Source organism: Actinokineospora iranica (genome assembly GCF_900101685.1).
In the GTDB taxonomy this organism is placed as follows: domain Bacteria; phylum Actinomycetota; class Actinomycetes; order Mycobacteriales; family Pseudonocardiaceae; genus Actinokineospora; species Actinokineospora iranica.
In genome coordinates this window covers 190,781-207,311 of record NZ_FMZZ01000005.1, presented here as the reverse complement: position 1 = coordinate 207,311, position 16,531 = coordinate 190,781, and the positions used below count along the sequence as shown (strand labels likewise).

Here is a 16,531-nt window from a genome sequence, read left to right as displayed (position 1 = left end):
AGGCGTGGAAATCTTCTTCACCTCGCTGCTGGTGATCATGGGCCTGCTCACCACCTGGTTCGCGGTCTACGTGGTCTACCGGCTCTACGCCGACCAGCGCTGAGCATGGCGCAATCCGATCCGGTCCCCGGCAGCGGCGACGCGGCCCTGCAGGCCGCCGCCGAGCGCGCCGAGGCGACCCGGCACCGGAACCTGCCGCAGTTCGACGACCTGCCGATCCCGGCGGACACCGCGAACCTGCGCGAGGGCCCGAACCTCAACGACGCCTGCCTCGCCCTGCTGCCCCTGGTCGGCGTGTGGCGCGGCGAGGGCGAGGTGGTCTACCCGACCATCGACGGGCCCATCAAGTTCGGACAGCAGATCACCTTCGCGCACGACGGCAGGCCGTTCCTGTCCTACGAGGCGCGCGCCTGGCTCCTCGACGCCGACGGCAAGGTCATCCGCCCCGCCGCCCGCGAGGTCGGCTGGTGGCGCCCGCAGGCCGACGACACCATCGAGGTGCTGCTCGCGCACGCCACCGGCGTCTCGGAGATCTACTACGGCGCCCCGCGCGGCCAGACCTCCTGGGAACTGGCCACCGACCTGGTCACCCGCACCTCGACGGCCAAGGAGGTCAACGCCGCCAAGCGCCTCTACGGCCTGGTGAACAACGGCGACCTCGCCTACGTCGAGGAACGCGCCATGATGGGCCAGGAGCTACAGCCGCACACCTCGGCATACCTGCGCCGCGTAGTTGGCTGACCCTCCCGACTCCGTGCGCCTGCGGCGGTGCGGCCCGGACGCGGTCCTGGTCGAACTCGCCTCGCTGACCGAGGTCGCCGCCGCCCGCGCCGCCCTCGCCACCGCGGACCTGCCGGGCTTGGTCGACCTCGTGCCCGCCGCCCGTACGGTCATGGTGTCTTTCAGCGCTGGTTCTTCGGGTATCCGTCGGGTGCGAGACGTCTTGGAGCAGGTAGACCTGTCCAAGGCTCCGGACGTCACCTCGCATGAGGTTGTCCTACCGGTGGTCTACGACGGGCCGGATTTGGAGCTGGTGGCCGAGACAGCGGGTCTTACCGTGCGCGAGACAGTCGCCCTGCACTCCGGCACGGAGTACACGGTCGCGTTCTGCGGCTTCGCACCCGGTTTCGCGTACCTGACCGGCCTGCCGGAGCCCCTGCGGCAACCGCGCCTGGACACTCCCCGCTCCCGCGTCCCCGCAGGCGCGGTGGGCGTGGCAGGCGAGTTCACCGGCGTCTACCCGCGCCCGTCCCCCGGCGGCTGGCGCCTGCTGGCCCGCCTGGCCGACCACGCCGACCCGTTGTTCGTCCCAACCCGCGACCCCGCCGCCCTGCTGTCCCCCGGCGACCGCGTCCGCTTCTCGGCGGTGTCCTGATGCGAGCCGTCACCGTGCTCGCCACGGGGCCGCAGGCTCTCATCCAGGACCTCGGCCGCCCGGGACACGCGCACCTGGGGGTGCCGCCGTCTGGGGCGCTCGACGTGCCGTCGCTTCGGCTGGCCAACCGGCTCGCGGGCAACGCTGAGGGGGCGGCGGGGATCGAGGCGGTTCTCGGCGGGCTGCGGCTGCTGGCCTCGACTTCGTGCACGGTGGCGGTGACCGGCCCCAGCGTTCCCGTTTTCGTGGGCGACCGGGATGTGGGGTCGCACGCGCCGGTGCACCTGCGAGCCGGGGAGACGGTGGAGTTGGGGTCGCCGGTCGCGGGGCTGCGGTGCTACCTGGCGGTTTCCGGCGGGTTGGACGTGCCCGCGCAACTGGGGTCGCGGTCCACCGACCTGCTGTCCGGGATCGGGCCAGCGCCGCTGCGCGTGGGGGACGTCCTGCCGCTGGGGGTTCCGGTGCGGCCGCCGGTCGGGGAGGACGCGGTGCCGCCGCCCAGCCCGGCCGATCATCTGACCGTGCCGGTGGTCCTCGGGCCCCGGGAGGACTGGTTCGCGGACCCGGCGGCGCAGTTGGCGGCGGCGGTGTGGGCGGTGTCGCCGGAGAGCAATCGCGTCGGACTGCGGTTGCTGGGGCCTCCGCTGCGGCGGGCGGCCGGATTCGCGGGGCGTGAGCTGGTCAGCGAAGGGGTGGTGACGGGGGCGGTGCAGGTGCCCGCGAGTGGGCGGCCGTTGATCTTCCTGGCTGATCATCCGACCACTGGGGGGTATCCGGTGATCGGGGTTGTGCCTGCTCGTTATCTGGCGGAGTTGGGCCAGGCTCGGCCGGGAACGAGAGTGCGGCTGCGTGCTCGGGTGGACTTGTGACGCTGGGTTGCTTGGTGCGCTGGGTTGCTTGGGTGGGGTTGCTCGCAGGGTCGGGTTCGGCCTGGCAGAAGTGCGGGTTCGCTGTCCCGCTCCGGTCGGGCACCTGGCATGGGCGGGCTAGGTGGCAGGAGGGCGGGGTTCGCGCGCTCCGTGTCCGTCTCTCCGTCGAAGGTCAGGAGTATTCGGACTCGTAGAGGGCGTTCAGTTCGGCTTGGCGGGTGGTGGCGTCGGGGAGGGGGACGCCGTCCAACTCGCGGACGCGGGTGATCTTGCGGACGCTGGAGGCCAGGAAGAGGGCGTCGGCATTGGCCAGGTCGGCTCGGGTGATGGGTTCGACCTTGGTGGACCAGCCCGCGCGTTCGGCTGCGCGGAACAGGGCGGCCTGGGTGGTGCCGGGGAGGATGCCGCTCGACGGTGGGGGTGTGCGCAGGGTTGCGCCGTTGACGGCAACCACGGTGGAGGTGGGGCCTTCGAGCACCGTCTCGTCGGCGGCCACGAAGATGACCTCGTCGGCGCCTCGGGTGGCGGCGTGGCGCAGGGCCGCCATGTTGACCGCGTACGACAGGGTCTTCGCGCCCAGGAGCAGCCAGGGGGCGCGGGGGACCACCTCGGGGTCGAAGCCGCGTTCCAGGGTGACCGCCGCCACACCGGCCACGCGTTCCTGGAGGGCCTTCGCCGCCAAGGGGAGGCCGAGGGCGTAGCCGGTGGGTGTGCCGTCGCCGTATTCGGGGCCTCGGGTGTAGACCAGTTTCAGTGCCATCTCGCCGGGCTGGTTCCAGGCGTCGATGACGACCTGGGTCACCCGCTCCCAGGCCGCGCGGTCGGGGGCCGGGAGGTCGAGCATCGCGGCTGACCTGGCCAGACGATCAAGGTGGGGGCCCAGTTCGCGGGGCTTGCCGTCCACCACAAGGACCGTCTCGAACACGCCGTCGCCGCGCAGCGCGCCGAGGTCGTCCACACGCAGGTGTGGTCGGTCGGGGTCGGCCAGGGTTCCGTCCAGCATCGCCAGCACGCGCATGGAACCGACCTTACGCGCGGTGAAGGCCTACCATCGGCGATGTGGAGACCGCCCACCCGATGTCCCGGCGCCGCGCCGAGTTGCGGGAGACGCTGCACCAACGCGGGATGCGGATGACGCCGCAGCGCCAACTCGTCCTCGACGCGCTGCTCGACCTGGAGCACGCGACCCCCGAACAGGTGTGCCAGCACGTGCAGCGGACCACGCCGACGGTCAACATCACCACGATCTACCGGACATTGGAGCTGCTGGAAGGCCTCGGCCTGGTCCACCACACGCACCTCGGCCACGGCGCGCCCACCTACTCCGTCCACGAGCACCAGCACGTCCACCTGGTGTGCCACCGCTGCGGGCATATCGATGAATCGCCCCGGGCGGTGATGGACGAGCTGTGCGGGACGCTGCGGGTGGCGCACGGGTTCGTCTTGGACGCAGGCCATCTCGCGTTGTCCGGCACGTGCCGAAGCTGCTCCCAGGAGACCCAGTGACCAGTCGCTCCCCGATCCTCGACCTCCCCGGCGCCGTCCCGCCGCCCGACGAGTCGATCGACGCGGGGGTGCCCTGGCACTTCGGCGACCCGTTCGCGGAGCAGCGGGCCGCGGCGCGGAAGGTCGCCGTTGTCGACCGGTCGCACCGCGAGGTGATCGCGGTCCCCGGCGACGAGCGGCTGTCCTGGCTGCACCTGGTGATCTCCCAGCACGTCACCGCCCTGGCCGATGGCGCGGGCACCGAGGCGCTGGTGCTCGACAGCCAGGGCCGCGTCGACGCGCACATGCTCCTCGCGCACACCGACGGCGTGGTGTGGCTCGACACCGAGCGCGGCGCGGCGGCGACCGGGGCGCGCGGCGGGCGGGTCGCCCTGCTGGCGTACCTGGAGCAGATGGTGTTCTGGTCCAAGGTGGAGCCGCGCGACGCGACCGCCGAGCGCGCCGTGCTGTCCCTGGTGGGCCCTGAGACGCCGGACCTGCTGGCCGCGGCGGGCCTGCCGGTGCCGGTGGGCGACTACGCGGTGGCCACTGGATCAGTCGACACAGCCTCGGATGGCTCGAATGTCATCGTGCGGCGGATGCCGTGGCCCGGCCACGACGCAGCCGACCTGCTGGTTCCCCGCGCGGAGCTGGCCGCGTGGTGGACGCGGCTGACCGACGCGGGCGCCCGGCCGATGGGCTCATGGGGGTTCGACGCGCTGCGCGTGGAGTCCGTGCGGCCCCGGCTCGGCGTCGACACCGACGAGAAGACGATCCCGCACGAGGTCAACTGGGTGCACGTCGCCGCGCACGTCGCCAAGGGCTGCTACCGGGGCCAGGAGACGGTCTCGAAGGTCCACAACGTCGGCAGGCCGCCCCGGCGGATGCTGCTGCTGCACCTGGACGGCTCCGCGGACGGCCTGCCCGACACCGGGGCCCCGGTGTTCGCCGGCGAGCGGGTGGTCGGCCGGGTCGGCTCGGTCGAGCAGCACCACGAGCTGGGGCCGATCGCGTTGGCGCTGGTCAAGCGGTCGGTGGAGCCGGGAGTCGAGCTGGTCGCGGGCGAGGGCGAGCAGGCGGCGCAGGCATCGATCGACCCGGACTCGGTGCCCGAGGACACCCCGGCGCTGGGCCGGGTCGCCGCGCAGGGCCTGCGCGGCTGAGGCGCGGCATGGCACCGACTTCCCACGGCACGGTGATCACGGTCGCGCCGACCGGGGCCGAGCACAGCAAGACCGACGTGCCCAACCTCCCGGTCACCCTCGACGAGCTGGTGAAGACCGCGCGGGACTGCGAGCGGGTCGGCGCCGCCATGATCCACATCCACATCCGCGACGACGCGGCCCAGCCGACCCTGGACCTCAAGCGGCTCACCGACACAGTGGCGGCGGTGCGGGAGCAGACGCGGCTGGTCGTGCAGCTGTCCACTGGGGGCGCGGTGACCGATTCGGAGAAAGACCGGCTCGCCGTGCTCGACGCGCTGCCCGACTCGGCGTCCTGCACGATGGGCACGGTCAACTTCGGCGACGACGTGTTCGTCAACCGCTGGCCGTTCATCGTGGAACTGCACAAGCGGATGCGGGACCGGGGCATCGTCCCCGAGTACGAGATCTTCGACATCGGCCACCTCACCGCCCTGCGCAGGCTGCTGGACGAGCACGGCCTGCCCGCTGGCGGCCACGTGCACCTCGACCTGGTGATGGGCGTCCCCGGCGGCATGGCGGGCGACACCGAGACGCTGGCCGCCGCGCTGCGCCTGATCCCGGAAGGCGCCACGTTCTCCGCGACGGGCGTCGGCCGCACATCCCTGCCGGTGCTGCTCGCCGCGCTGTCCGCGGGCGGTCACGTCCGGGTGGGAATGGAGGACACACTGTCCTACGCGCGGGGCGAACGGGTGAAAGACAACGCCCAACTGGTCGCAAGAGCGTCCGGACTGGCAAGAATCGCGCAACGGCCGCCGATGAGTCCAGACGAGGCGAAGGTGCTTCTAGGGGTGGCGAGTTGAGCACCATTGTCGTCAAGATATGGCCATCGAGCACTATATGTCGGAGGATGTGCCCGTGATCGAAGTCCGCCCGGGTGGGCGTAGGCGCATCGACAGGGTGCTGTCGCCGGAGTACGTCGAGGGCTTGGACCGGCTGGACCTCGTTGAGGTCCGGGCCCGGCGCGACGACGCGGCGCAGGAGGAGACCGACCTGTCCTACCTGCGCAGGCTCCTGCACGGGCGGATCGACATCGTCCGCGCCGAGCAGCGCCGCCGCGCCACCGGCGGGTCCACCGCCGTCGTCGACCAGCTCGCGGCGATCCTCTCGGACAACGCCGTCGGCCCCGCCATGGGCTCCGGGCGGTACCAGACCATGGAGCCCTCCCGCGCCGAAGCGCACCGCAGGCACGTCGAGGCCCTGGTCTCCGACGCCGACCTGTCCGACGTGGTGTCCCTGCCCGACGACCGGCTCGCGCTGGCGCTGCGCACCTACGAGGAAGAAGAGGCCTCGGTGTCCCAGCGCAGACGGGAAGTGCAGCGGGTGATGGACCTGCTCAACGACCAGATCGGCAGCCGCTACCGGGCGGGCAGCGCCTCGGTGGACGACCTGCTGGCCGCCGAACGGGGAAAGAAACCCGGCGGAGCCCCGCGCTGAACCCCATCCTGGTCGAAGTCCGGCGCGGCGGAGTCGTGGAATCGGTCCACCGCGGCTCGGTCGTCGTCCTCGCCCCGGACGGCCGCGTCCGGCTGGCCGTCGGCGAGGTCGACAAGCCGGTCTTCACCAGGTCGTGCAACAAACCCCTCCAGGCAGTGGGCCTGCTCCGCGCGGGGCTCGACCTCCCGGACGACGCCGATCTGGCGATGGCCTGCGCTTCACACAGCGGGGAACCCGATCATGTGGATCGGGTGATCAGGATTCTCGCCAAGCACGGTTTGGCCGAGTCCGACCTCGGCTGCCCGCCCGACTGGCCGATGCACGAGGACAGCCGCCACCGCGTCATCGCGGCGGGCGGCGGGCCCCGGGCCGCTGCGATGAACTGCTCGGGCAAGCACGCGGCGATGCTCGCCACCTGCGTCCAACGTGGCTGGGACACCGGCGGGTATCTGGCTCCGGGACATCCGGTTCAGGCGGCGGTCGCTGACGCGATCGCCTCGCTGACGGGGGAGGCTCTCGGCGCGCCCGCTGTGGACGGGTGCGGGGCGCCGCTGTTCGCGGTCTCCCTTACGGCGCTCGCCGCAGCGTATGCCCGGCTGGTGACGGCTTCGCTTGGCGAGCGGCGGGTCGCGGACGCCATGCGGGCGTATCCGTATCTCGTGGGTGGGACTGACCGGGACGACACGGACTTGATGCGTGCTGTGCCTGGGCTGCTGGTCAAAGGCGGGGCGGAGGGGGTGCACGCCTTGGCTCTGCCGGACGGGACCGCTCTGGCCATGAAGATCGACGATGGGGCTGCCCGGCCACGGACTCCGGTGCTGGTCGGGGTTCTGCGGGCGCTGGGGTGGGCTGTTCCTGGGTTCGCTGAGCCGGTGGTGTTGGGGGGCGGGGCTCCGGTGGGGGCGGTCCGCTTGGTGGATGGGATCTTGGCAGGCTTGATCTGAGCTGTGGGCCGGGTGCGTGGGCTCGGGGTTGCTTGGGTGGCTCGGTGCGTGGGTGGCTCGGTGCGTGGGTGGCTCGGTGCGTGGGTGGCTCGGTGGGGGGTCGTTGGCCGGGGGTGGTTCGTTGGCCGGGTGATTTGTCGGCCGGGGTTCGCTGGCTTCGGCAGGCGCCAGGTCACCGCTGAGTCAGGCTGGCTGGTTAGTTGGCCTGTTCGCGGTTGGCCAGGTCGCCCCAGAAGGAGCGGAGGCGTTCGAAGCGGGTGCCTACCTGGGTGGGGTCGGAAGCTTCTATGGCGTCGAGGATGGCGTGGACGTCTTCTGCTGAGGTGTCCTCGACCAGTTCTTTGTCGTCCAGGAGTTGGACCAGGCCGCCGTAGTCGAGTTCCACCGCGGAGCGGTCGTCGAAGTTGGCCAGCCAGCGGGCGGTGTCCGCCAGGACCTTGGTGGGACCTACTTCGCCGAAGGTTTGCATGGCCAGGGTGCGGGCGCGTTCCACCCGGCGGCGGGCGTCGCCCATCGCGACTCGCCAGTAGACCTGGCGGTGGGGGTCGTCGCGGGTGGCTGTGACGACGTGGCGGTGGGCCGGGTCGACCAGGGAGAACCAGGGGAGGGGGACGGTCCAGGTGGTGGAGACCACGTGGACGGCGCCACTGGGGAGGTCCGCCAGGACGCTGGTCGCCTTCTGACGCACGTTCTCCGGGGTCTGGGACAGCAGCACCTCGGCGCGCAGCGTGGGCGACGACGCGGCCAGGAAGCCGACCATGGCCGCCGCCGAGCGGGCGCGCAGGTCCAGCGGGCACACCAGCGGCCCCGGACCCACCTCCGCCTGGTCGGTGGGGACCTCGGCGGCGTCGATCACCAGGATGTCGCGCAGTGAGCTGGGCGCGGGGCGGCCGTCGGGAAGCTCACCGGGGAGGGTCGAGGGCGGCGCGTACAACTGTGACTTGAGCCACACTTCGCGTTCCCGGGCCGTGACGTCGGCGCGGTCGAGGCCACCCGCCTCGACGGCGCCGCGCAGGAGGCCTGCCAGGGGCTCCTCGAAGGACGACAACGGTTCGTACACCCGCAGGTAGGCGACGAACGGACGAGGCACGCGCACATGCTTTCACGGACGACGGCAGCACGGTCGCTCGGGCGAGGTGTTCTTGCCGATGTCAGGTTCTGCACACCGTGCCGCGTCGCATCGAACCCCTTCGGCACGGTACGGTAGTTAGCAGGAATCAACTGTCGACATCTACGGGGCCGCCGTTCCCCCGGCCGCCCCGTCACTGTGCGAGGGGGTCGAGCCATGGGGCGCGGCCGAGCTAAGGCCAAGCAGACGAAGGTGGCCCGGGAGCTCAAGTACAGCTCACACCACACGGACTTCGACGCACTGCAGCGCGAGCTGTCGGGCGGGAAGTCCGACGAAGGTCACGACAGCGGTGACCGCTTCGACGACTCGTCCGAGGACGAGTACGACGACTACCGGCGATGAACCCGGGCCCAGTGCCGCACCTGGCGCTGGGCCCACAACGCCGCACACCCCCTCCGTACGCCGTGAAGGCCACCCCGCGGACACTCGCGGGGTGGCCTTCACGGCCCGGCTCAGAACGCTCGCGCGTACTGGACCGGCGGGGCGGCTTCCGCACCGAGTGTGGCTGCCGCGCGCAACGGCCAGTACGGGTCGCGCAGCAGTTCACGCCCCACCAGCACCAGGTCCGCTGATCCTTCGCTGAGGATTCGCTCGGCCTGGTGCGCGTCGGCGATCTCGCCGACGGCTCCGGTGGCGACCTCGGCCTTGCGGCGGATCGCGTCGGCGAAGGGCACCTGGTAACCGGGTCCGGTGACGATTGTGGCGTGCGCCACGTTCCCGCCGCTGGACACGTCGACCAGGTCCGCGCCCGCCTCGGCGAACGCGCGGGCGATCTCCACCGAGTCGTCCACGGTCAGGCCGCCTTCGGTCCAGTCGGTCGCCGAGATCCGCACCAGCACCGGCACGTCCTCGCCTACCGCCGCCCGGACAGCGCGGACAACGGCGACCGGAAAGCGCGTCCTACCCGCGAAGTCACCGCCGTAAGAGTCCGTGCGGGTGTTGGTCAGCGGCGACAGGAACTCGTGCAGCAGGTAGCCGTGCGCCGCGTGCACCTCCACGACCTCGAAGCCCGCCTCGACCGCGTGCCGCGCGGCCTGGGCCCAGGTCTCCACCAGCGCCTCGATCTCCGTGGGCGCAAGCGCTTTCGGGGTGCGGTACTCGGGGATGAACGGCTCGCTGGTCGGGCCAACCGGGGTCCAGCCGCCGTCCTCGTCGGGCACACCGTGCTTACCGGCGGCGAACGGGCTGTAGGTCGACGCCTTGCGGCCCGCGTGCGCGAGCTGGACGCCCGGCACCGCGCCCTGGGCCTTGATGAACGCGGTGACCGGGCGCCACGCGTCGACGTGCGCGGGCGACCAGATGCCCGTGTCGTCCGGCGAGATCCGCCCGATCGGCTCGACGGCGCTGGCCTCGGCGATCACCAGGCCCGCGCCGCCCGCGGCGCGGGAGCCGAGGTGCACCAGGTGCCAGTGGTCGGGCAGCCCGTCGGTGGCCGAGTACTGGCACATCGGGCTCACCGCCACCCGGTTGGGCAGGGTGACCGACCGCAGAGTCAGCGGACTGAACAGCAGGCTCATAGGGTTCCTCCGATGACATGGTTCGTGACTCAACGAACCACCTCAGCGCCCGCCCGCTCCCCGTTGTTCCGCTATGCCGCGACCTTCTCAGACCTTCTCGCGTTCCGGGACGCGCTTGACCCGCCGCACCAGCGGCCAGAGCAGGATCGCGGCGACAACCACGTAGACGACCACCGAGAACGTGGTGTTGACCAGCCCGGACAGCGCGCCGTCTGACAGTTGCAGCGCCCGCCGCATCTGCTGCTCGGCGGCCGGGCCGAGGATCACGCCCAGCACCGCGGGCAGCACCGGCAGGCCGAAGCGGACCAGCCGGTCCCGGTCGCCGTCGCCGATCCCGGGCGGGGCGACGACGCCGCGCCAGTTGGTGAACTCGACGTCCACCCCGGCCTCCCGCAGCGTCGGCGCGTCCACCCCTGGGATGCGGGCACGGCCGGTCACCGCCAGCACGCGCAGCTCACCGGCCTGGATCTGGTCCCGGTACTCGCCGATGCCCGACACCCCGAAGGCCAAGGCGTAACCTGACAGACGCCGACGTCTCCCGAACCATCAAGGCCCTGCCAACCCTGCTGGCCGACAACGGCATCGTCATCTGGACCCGCGCCCGAGAAACCAAGATCGACCGCAGCACAACGATCCGACAGTGGTTCTCCGAACAAGGCTTCACCGAACTGGCGTTCACCGCCCCCGAGAAAAACCTGTTCCGAGTGGGCACGCACCGAATCGGGCAAGGGCAGGCCTACGAACCGGACCTGCCACTATTCAGCTTCACCAGGTAAAGCCACTTCCAGTCGCACTGCGGAGGAGCGAGCCCAAGCACCTGCCAACCAAACCTGCCCCTACCAGGTGCTCGACCGGAGCGGGACAACGAACCCACCCACCTGCCAACCGCACCCGAAGCTGCCAGTTGTTCGTCGGGAGCAGGACAACACCCGCCCACCTGCCAACCGCGCCCGAAGCCGCCAGGTGCTCGATGGGGTGGAGTGGTTTCTTCGGGGGAGAAGGAAGATCGCCAAGCTGGCTTCGGCTCGCTGGCACGCCAACTGCCCAGCTTTCCCGGGTCAGCGCCCGCCGCTACCTGGAGCACTTCGTGCGGACCGGCCAAGCCGAGGTCCGCCTCCGCTACGGCGGGGGCAGGCCCGAGCGCCGCTACCGGCGCACAGCGGACCAGCGGTAGTCAACGACAGGTTGCTGTCAGTGACCAGGCCGGCCACCGCCGATATGCTCGTTTGCCCAAGTGATCGTAGGGGTGAGGTGCGGCGATGGCGGGCGACCGGCACCCCGCCGACCCGGTGGCCGCCGCGGTCGAGGCGCTGGTGGCCGAGCCGGTCGCCGCGATCGAGGCCGGTTTCGCCGCCCTGGACGCCGCGGACCCGGCCGACGACCTCCTGCCGGTCCTGCGCCACCGGCTCGGCGCCGCGCTGCTGCTGCGCGTCGAGGGAAACGGCCTGGCCGACCTCGAAGCCGCCGTCGCCCTGCTGCGCGCCGCCCGGGACACCTGGTTCGCGGGCGACGAAGGCCGCTGGGCGGTCGGCCACGACCTCGGCGTCGCCCTCACCCGGTGGACCATCGCGCGGCCGAGCGACACCGACCAGACAGCCGACTTCACCGAAGCGCTCGCCGAGCTGGCCATCGGCCGCGCGGGAATCGACCCCGACGACCCGGACTTCGCGGAACTGGCTCTGGCCAACCAACTCTGGTCGACCATGGCGAAGGCGACGCGCTTCTTCCTCGACGGCGGCAACGAGACCATCGACCGCGACGAAGGCGCCGCCGTCGTCGCGGAACTGGACGCCTTGCTCGCCGTGGACGATCACGCGCTGAACGAGCGGCTGCGGCCTATCCGGGCGCTGGTGGGCTTCGAGCTGGCCTCGCGCGGCCAGGACGTCGACAAGGTGCGGGAGCACGCCGGCGCGCTTGACGACTGGCTCGGCGACCTGGCGGCCCAGGGGCACGCCGTGCCCGTGGCGTCCCGCGCGTTGCTCAGCGCCATCCGGCAGGGCGACAGCCCGCTGGAGCGGGCCTCACCCGAGCTGGTCCGGGCAGGAATCGCCGAGGTCGAGACCGACGAGGACCTGTCTGACGCCGAACGCGCCGCCGTGCGATCCGTGCTGTCCCTGCTGCTGACCGTTCAGGAGTCCGGGGGCGAGTTGCCCGCGAACGCGTTCGCCGAGGTGCTGCGCGCCACGACCGAGGTCGCCGACCGGCTCCCCCGTGGCACGGAGTTGCTGCGCGCGGTGACCAAGATGGTGGCGAGCGCGGGTTCGGCGGAAGGCAACGACGAGACAGAGGCCGAGATCTCGGCGCTGGACGCGCTGCTGGCCAGACTGCCCGCCGACGACGAGACCCGGGCCGAGTTGGCGCTGCGGCGGGCGCTGTCCGCGTTGCTCACCGCGAGTTTCAACGGCGCCCCCGATGAGGTGGCCGCCGCGCGGGACGCCCTGCTCGCCGCGGCGGCCGACGAGCGGGCGGGCGCGGACGCGGACGTGAAAGCGCGGATCATCGCGACGATGGCCGACGGCTTGGTCGCCCTCGGGGCGGGAGACACCACCCGGGTGAGCGAACTGGCCACGCTGCTGAGCGAGGCCGCCGCCCAGTTGCCCGCCGAGCACGGCCTGCGTGGGCTCATCGACCCGGCGATCGGGTCGCTGCTGCTGCTCAAGAACATGCACGGCCAGAATCTGGAACAGCGGGACCGGGCCGTCGAACTCGCCACGCCGCCGGAAAGGCCGGTGGACACCGCCGATCTCGGTCCACGCGGGCGGGCCGCGGCGGACCTGGTCAACGGCACCCTGCCCATGCTGTCCCTGGCGGCGCGCTGGACCCAGGAACCGGTGATGACGGACCCGGCCGCGATCACCGCCGTGCTCGGCGACCTGGTGGCCCTGCGCGACCAGGCCGGGGCGGACACCCCGGCGGGGAAGACGATCGATGAGGCCCTGGAGACCGTCGGCATGATGGCCGCGCTGGGCGGCGGATTCGACCCGCGCAAGGCCGACCTGAGCGCCTTCCTCGCGGGCGCGGACGCGGTGCTGGCGCGTCCCCCGGACCCGGGTATGCCCCCGGCGATGCGGCACTACACGCACACCGTGCGGCAGGCGCTGGCGTTGTCGGGCAAGGGGATGATGACCCGCGACCGGCGGTTGATCGACCAGGCGGTGGCGTTGCTGGGGCCGCTCGCCGAGAACGTGGATCTCCGGCCGCAGCAGCGCATCGAGGTCCTGGAGATGAGCGGGAACACGCTGGGGATGCGGTACACGCTGAGCGGGCGGCGGAACGACCTGTCGTTGGCGATTCACCGGTATGAGCAGGCCCGGCGGCTGATCCGCGCGGAGCCGGGCGTCTGGCACGGCGGCGATGTGCTCAAAGCCCTGGGCGACAGCTACTTCCAGCGCGCGGACGCCGCGCTCGGCGACCGGGACCGGGCCGTCGCGGTGGGGTTGGAGGCATTGGCCGAGCGGTCGGCGGATGTGCTGTTGCAGAGCGACACCCGGTACGCGTGGGACAAGGCGGTCCGGGCCACCGGGGATGCGGTCGAGGTGGCCAGGTGGGGTCTGGTGGCCGAGCGGCTGCCGGAAACGGTGCTGGCGCTGGAGATCGGGCGGGCGATGGCCCTGCACGCGGCGAACTCGGAGCGGGACGTGCCCGATCTGCTCCGCGCTCGCGGTGAGCACGACTTGGCAGAACGCTGGGCTCAGTCCTTTTCGGACAGTGCGGACGCGATCGCGCCCGCCCGGGTGCCGAACGACCTCCGCCGGGAAGTGCTGGTGGCGCTGGACGGGACGCCGGAGCGGGAGAAGCTGTTCTCCGCGCCCACAATCGCCGAGATCGCCGCCGCGGTGGACCGGTCGGAGTGCGACGCGCTGGTTTACCTGCTGCCCGCGGGCGAGCGGGTCGACGCGACCGCCGTGCTGGTGCACCGGGACGGAACCGTCACCGCTAGCCCGATTTCCGCGCGCGGGCACGAGCCGCTGGTGGCCGCGTTCGAGGCGGCCCTGGCGCCGCTGTACGCCGACCCGGCCGCGGACGCCGGGCCGCTGCGGGCGGCGGTGGCCGCGCTCGCCGACTGGGCGTGGCCGGCGGCGATAGCAGGCCTGGTCGGCTTCGGGCCGCGGCCGAAGCGGCTGGTGCTGGTTCCGGTGGGGGCGCTGGCGTCGGTGCCGTGGCACGCGGCGCGGCGGCGGGTGACCGGCGGGCACCGCTACGCCTGCGAGGACGCGGTGATCTCCTACGCGGCCTCGGCGCGGCAGTTCGTCGCGGCGGCCGCGCGGGGCGCGCGGGACTGGACCGAGGCGCCCGCTGTGGTGCGGGTGGCGTCGTCGCGGCTGTTCTGGTCGTCGCAGGAAACCGAGACGCTGCACGCGAACTTCTACCCGCACGGGGTCTACCTGGGCGCCCGGGACCGGCGGCGGCATCCGCGCAAGGCCGTGGCGAAGGTGGTGCGGGAGGTGCTGCGCCCGCCGGGGCCGTCGCTGGTGCACTTCGGCTGCCACGCGCACCAGGCCGTGCCGCCGGTCGAGTCGTATCTGGAACTGGGCGGGCAGAGCGCGCTGCGGGTGCGCGACCTGATCGCCGACGCGCGGGACCGGCCTGCGAACGCGCCGGGGGCGCTGGTGGTGCTGGCGGCGTGCGCGAGCGACGTGACCGGGCACGTGGGCCGCTCTGGACATGACGAGCCGCTGAGCCTGGCGAGCACGTTCCTGGCCGCGGGGGCGGCTGGGGTGGTCGGCTCCCGGTGGCCGGTGCCGGACGTGCCGACCGCGCTGCTGATGACGATGTTCCACCACTACCTCAACCGCGGCTACGACGATCCGGCGACCGCGCTGCGGGCCGCGCAGCTGTGGCTGCTCGACGCCGCGCGCCGGGTGCCGCCGACGATGAACCCCAAGCTCGCCGAGGAACTGCCGCACTGCGACCCGACCGACGTCGCCGCGTGGGCCGCGTTCACCTACCAGGGCCGCTGAGGGAGAAAGGCATTACGTGGAAAAGACGTTCGGCATCGATCTGGGCACCACCCACTCCTGTCTGTCCTATGTGGACGTCTCGGGCAAGCCGGTCATGGTGGCCACAGCGGCGGGCCAGGACACCATGCCGTCGGTGATCTACTTCGAGCGGCCGGAGCAGGCCACGGTCGGCGTCACGGCGAAGAACGCCGCGGTGCTCGCGCCGCACCTGGTCGCCAAGCTGTTCAAACGCGACATGGGCGAGCCGGACCACAAGCCGCGCGTCTACCACGACCGCGAATACCAGCCGGAGGAGCTTTCCGCGCTGGTGCTGCGCGAACTCGTCCGCGCGGCCAGGGAAGGCGCCGGGCTCGACGTGCGCGAGGCCGTGATCACCGTGCCAGCGGACTTCGGCGTCGCCGCGCGGGCGGCGACGCTGCGGGCGGGCGAGATCGCGGGCCTGACCGTGCTCGACGTGCTGGCCGAGCCGGTGGCCGCCGCCCTGTACTACCAGGAACTCGAAGCGCTCGCCGGGGCGCGCACCCTGCTGGTGTGCGACCTCGGCGGCGGCACCTTCGACACCAGCGTGCTCACGGTCTCCGGCGACGAGGTGACCACCGTGTGCACCGAGGGCGACACCGCGCTCGGCGGGGCCGACTGGGACACCGCGATCGCCGACCACCTCGTCGCCGAGTTCACCGCGCGCCACCCGCGCCTGGACCCGACCGCCGACGCGCTCTTCCAGGACGAACTCATCGGACTCGCGGAGGAAACCAAGATCGCGTTGAGCGGGCGCGACTCCCGCTCGGTCACGCTGCGGTTCCGCGGCGCGTCGGCCACCGTCGAGCTGACTCGGGCAGGGTTGGCGAAACTGACCGAACCGTTGCTGGAGCGGATGATGGCCGTGGTCGAGCGGGCCGTCACCGAGGCCGCGGCCAAGGGCGTGACCAGTTTCGACGAGGTGCTGCTGGTCGGCGGGATGAGCCGGACGCCCGCGGTGCGCGAGCGGCTGGCGAAGCGGTTCGACACCGCCCCCCGGATGATCGAACCGGACCTCGCCGTGGCCAAGGGCGCGGCGCTGTACGCGGTGACCAAGCGGTTCGACAGCGCCACCGCGGGCGAACGGCTCGGGATCAGCGCCGAGCGGGCAGCCGGGCTGGCGGCGAAGAAGGTGCGCACGGTGGTGCCGCGCTCGTTCGGCGTCAAGGCCATCGACGCGCGCGACCCGCTGGCGCTGACCGACCCGCTGCGCGCCCGGCAGATGATCGTGCACCTGCTGCACGCCAACACGGCGCTGCCCGCCGACAGCGGCCCGTTCCCGTTCTCCACCTCAATCCGCAACCAGCGGATGGTCGAGGTCGAGGTGTGGGAGCAGGTCGGGCCGGAGCTGTCCGAAGCGGTGGAGGACAACGCGAGAGTGGGCAGCGGCCTGCTCACCCGGCTGCCCGCGCGACCGGCGGGGGCGACCTTCGACGTCACCTTCGCCATGTCCGAGACCGGCACGCTCACCGTGACCGCCGTCGAGCCCGATTCCGGCGCGCGGGTCCAGTTCGAACTGCGGCTCGGCGGCTGGGACCAGTCCGCGGTCGACAAGGCGCGGGCGGGCATCGCGCGGCACGAGGTGAGCGGCTGA

General features: G+C 72.2%; 14 protein-coding genes and 3 pseudogenes. 12 read left to right on the top strand and 5 right to left on the bottom strand.

Annotation, left to right across the window (positions count from 1 at the left end; translation table 11 throughout):
* Nucleotides 1-105 precede the first annotated feature (105 nt).
* Genes BLS56_RS12870 through BLS56_RS12860 form a run of 3 tightly spaced genes read left to right on the top strand, consistent with a single transcriptional unit; the run spans nt 106 to nt 2,244 of the window.
* Nucleotides 106-741 (top strand): FABP family protein, encoded by a 636-nt coding sequence (locus BLS56_RS12870; RefSeq protein ID WP_091450243.1) that lies wholly within the window; start codon nt 106-108, stop codon nt 739-741.
* Between the two features lie 13 nt (nt 742-754).
* The gene (locus tag BLS56_RS12865) at nt 755-1,375 is read left to right on the top strand and encodes a 5-oxoprolinase subunit B family protein (protein ID WP_091450242.1); all 621 of its coding nucleotides are present in this window, start codon (nt 755-757) and stop codon (nt 1,373-1,375) included.
* Nucleotides 1,375-2,244 carry a 5-oxoprolinase subunit C family protein gene (locus tag BLS56_RS12860; protein ID WP_091450241.1) on the top strand — a complete coding sequence of 290 codons (870 nt, stop codon included), beginning with the start codon at nt 1,375-1,377 and terminating at the stop codon, nt 2,242-2,244. The genes BLS56_RS12865 and BLS56_RS12860 overlap by 1 nt, the downstream gene beginning before the upstream one ends.
* A 172-nt stretch (nt 2,245-2,416) precedes the next feature.
* On the opposite strand, the gene BLS56_RS12855 is transcribed toward BLS56_RS12860, so the two are convergent.
* Complete coding sequence (locus tag BLS56_RS12855; protein ID WP_091450240.1) at nt 2,417-3,262, bottom strand: aminodeoxychorismate lyase; 846 nt, start codon at nt 3,260-3,262, stop codon at nt 2,417-2,419.
* 59 nt (nt 3,263-3,321) lie between these two features.
* Here BLS56_RS12855 and BLS56_RS12850 point away from each other — a divergent pair, with 59 nt between their 5' ends.
* From BLS56_RS12850 to BLS56_RS12830, 5 genes are read left to right on the top strand one after another with little or no spacing between them, the layout of a single operon-like run.
* Nucleotides 3,322-3,750, top strand: a complete 429-nt coding sequence (locus BLS56_RS12850; RefSeq protein ID WP_091450415.1) for a Fur family transcriptional regulator — start codon at nt 3,322-3,324, stop codon at nt 3,748-3,750.
* Nucleotides 3,747-4,892 (top strand): CAF17-like 4Fe-4S cluster assembly/insertion protein YgfZ, encoded by a 1,146-nt coding sequence (ygfZ, locus tag BLS56_RS12845; RefSeq protein WP_091450239.1) that lies wholly within the window; start codon nt 3,747-3,749, stop codon nt 4,890-4,892. Before BLS56_RS12850 ends, ygfZ begins: the two co-directional genes overlap by 4 nt.
* Before the next feature lie 8 nt (nt 4,893-4,900).
* Nucleotides 4,901-5,734 carry a BKACE family enzyme gene (locus BLS56_RS12840; protein WP_091450238.1) on the top strand — a complete coding sequence of 278 codons (834 nt, stop codon included), beginning with the start codon at nt 4,901-4,903 and terminating at the stop codon, nt 5,732-5,734.
* 55 nt (nt 5,735-5,789) lie between these two features.
* A complete protein-coding gene (locus tag BLS56_RS12835) occupies nt 5,790-6,368 on the top strand; it encodes an RsiG family protein (RefSeq protein WP_091450414.1) in 579 nt (192 codons plus the stop codon).
* Nucleotides 6,365-7,312 (top strand): asparaginase, encoded by a 948-nt coding sequence (locus tag BLS56_RS12830; RefSeq protein ID WP_091450237.1) that lies wholly within the window; start codon nt 6,365-6,367, stop codon nt 7,310-7,312. The genes BLS56_RS12835 and BLS56_RS12830 overlap by 4 nt, the downstream gene beginning before the upstream one ends.
* A 196-nt stretch (nt 7,313-7,508) precedes the next feature.
* Here BLS56_RS12830 and BLS56_RS12825 read toward each other — a convergent pair whose 3' ends face one another.
* Nucleotides 7,509-8,402 (bottom strand): hypothetical protein, encoded by an 894-nt coding sequence (locus tag BLS56_RS12825; protein ID WP_091450413.1) that lies wholly within the window; start codon nt 8,400-8,402, stop codon nt 7,509-7,511.
* Nucleotides 8,403-8,597: 195 nt separating this feature from the next.
* Here BLS56_RS12825 and BLS56_RS12820 point away from each other — a divergent pair, with 195 nt between their 5' ends.
* Nucleotides 8,598-8,783 carry a DUF3073 domain-containing protein gene (locus BLS56_RS12820; protein WP_091450236.1) on the top strand — a complete coding sequence of 62 codons (186 nt, stop codon included), beginning with the start codon at nt 8,598-8,600 and terminating at the stop codon, nt 8,781-8,783.
* Nucleotides 8,784-8,893: 110 nt separating this feature from the next.
* Here BLS56_RS12820 and BLS56_RS12815 read toward each other — a convergent pair whose 3' ends face one another.
* The 3 genes and pseudogenes from BLS56_RS12815 to BLS56_RS12805 form a co-directional block, all read right to left on the bottom strand.
* Nucleotides 8,894-9,958: an NADH:flavin oxidoreductase/NADH oxidase gene (locus tag BLS56_RS12815; RefSeq protein ID WP_091450235.1), complete on the bottom strand. Its 1,065-nt coding sequence runs from the start codon at nt 9,956-9,958 to the stop codon at nt 8,894-8,896.
* An 87-nt stretch (nt 9,959-10,045) separates the two neighbouring features.
* Nucleotides 10,046-10,261: pseudogene (locus tag BLS56_RS12810) on the bottom strand (tripartite tricarboxylate transporter permease); the annotation flags it as partial.
* Nucleotides 10,262-10,477 (bottom strand): annotated as a pseudogene (locus BLS56_RS12805) (tripartite tricarboxylate transporter substrate binding protein); the annotation flags it as partial. It lies immediately after the preceding pseudogene.
* Nucleotides 10,478-11,006: 529 nt separating this feature from the next.
* Between BLS56_RS12805 and BLS56_RS30600 the strand changes: the two are divergent.
* The 3 genes and pseudogenes from BLS56_RS30600 to BLS56_RS12790 form a co-directional block, all read left to right on the top strand.
* Nucleotides 11,007-11,132, top strand: a pseudogene (locus BLS56_RS30600) (two-component system response regulator); the annotation flags it as partial.
* A gap of 85 nt (nt 11,133-11,217) precedes the next feature.
* A complete protein-coding gene (locus tag BLS56_RS12795) occupies nt 11,218-14,919 on the top strand; it encodes a CHAT domain-containing protein (protein WP_091450233.1) in 3,702 nt (1,233 codons plus the stop codon).
* Nucleotides 14,920-14,935: 16 nt separating this feature from the next.
* Nucleotides 14,936-16,531, top strand: coding sequence for an Hsp70 family protein (locus BLS56_RS12790; protein ID WP_091450232.1), 1,596 nt, complete (start codon nt 14,936-14,938; stop codon nt 16,529-16,531).

What these genes read in the sequence shown, in the direction of transcription:
- BLS56_RS12820 (WP_091450236.1), top strand. Translation starts at nt 8,598, where the DNA reads ATGGGGCGCGGCCGAGCTAAGGCCAAGCAGACGAAGGTGGCCCGGGAG.
- BLS56_RS12850 (WP_091450415.1), top strand. Translation starts at nt 3,322, where the DNA reads ATGTCCCGGCGCCGCGCCGAGTTGCGGGAGACGCTGCACCAACGCGGG.
- BLS56_RS12860 (WP_091450241.1), top strand. Translation starts at nt 1,375, where the DNA reads ATGCGAGCCGTCACCGTGCTCGCCACGGGGCCGCAGGCTCTCATCCAG.
- BLS56_RS12870 (WP_091450243.1), top strand. Translation starts at nt 106, where the DNA reads ATGGCGCAATCCGATCCGGTCCCCGGCAGCGGCGACGCGGCCCTGCAG.
- BLS56_RS12795 (WP_091450233.1), top strand. Translation starts at nt 11,218, where the DNA reads ATGGCGGGCGACCGGCACCCCGCCGACCCGGTGGCCGCCGCGGTCGAG.
- BLS56_RS12855 (WP_091450240.1), bottom strand. Translation starts at nt 3,262, where the DNA reads ATGCGCGTGCTGGCGATGCTGGACGGAACCCTGGCCGACCCCGACCGA.
- BLS56_RS12840 (WP_091450238.1), top strand. Translation starts at nt 4,901, where the DNA reads ATGGCACCGACTTCCCACGGCACGGTGATCACGGTCGCGCCGACCGGG.
- BLS56_RS12815 (WP_091450235.1), bottom strand. Translation starts at nt 9,958, where the DNA reads ATGAGCCTGCTGTTCAGTCCGCTGACTCTGCGGTCGGTCACCCTGCCC.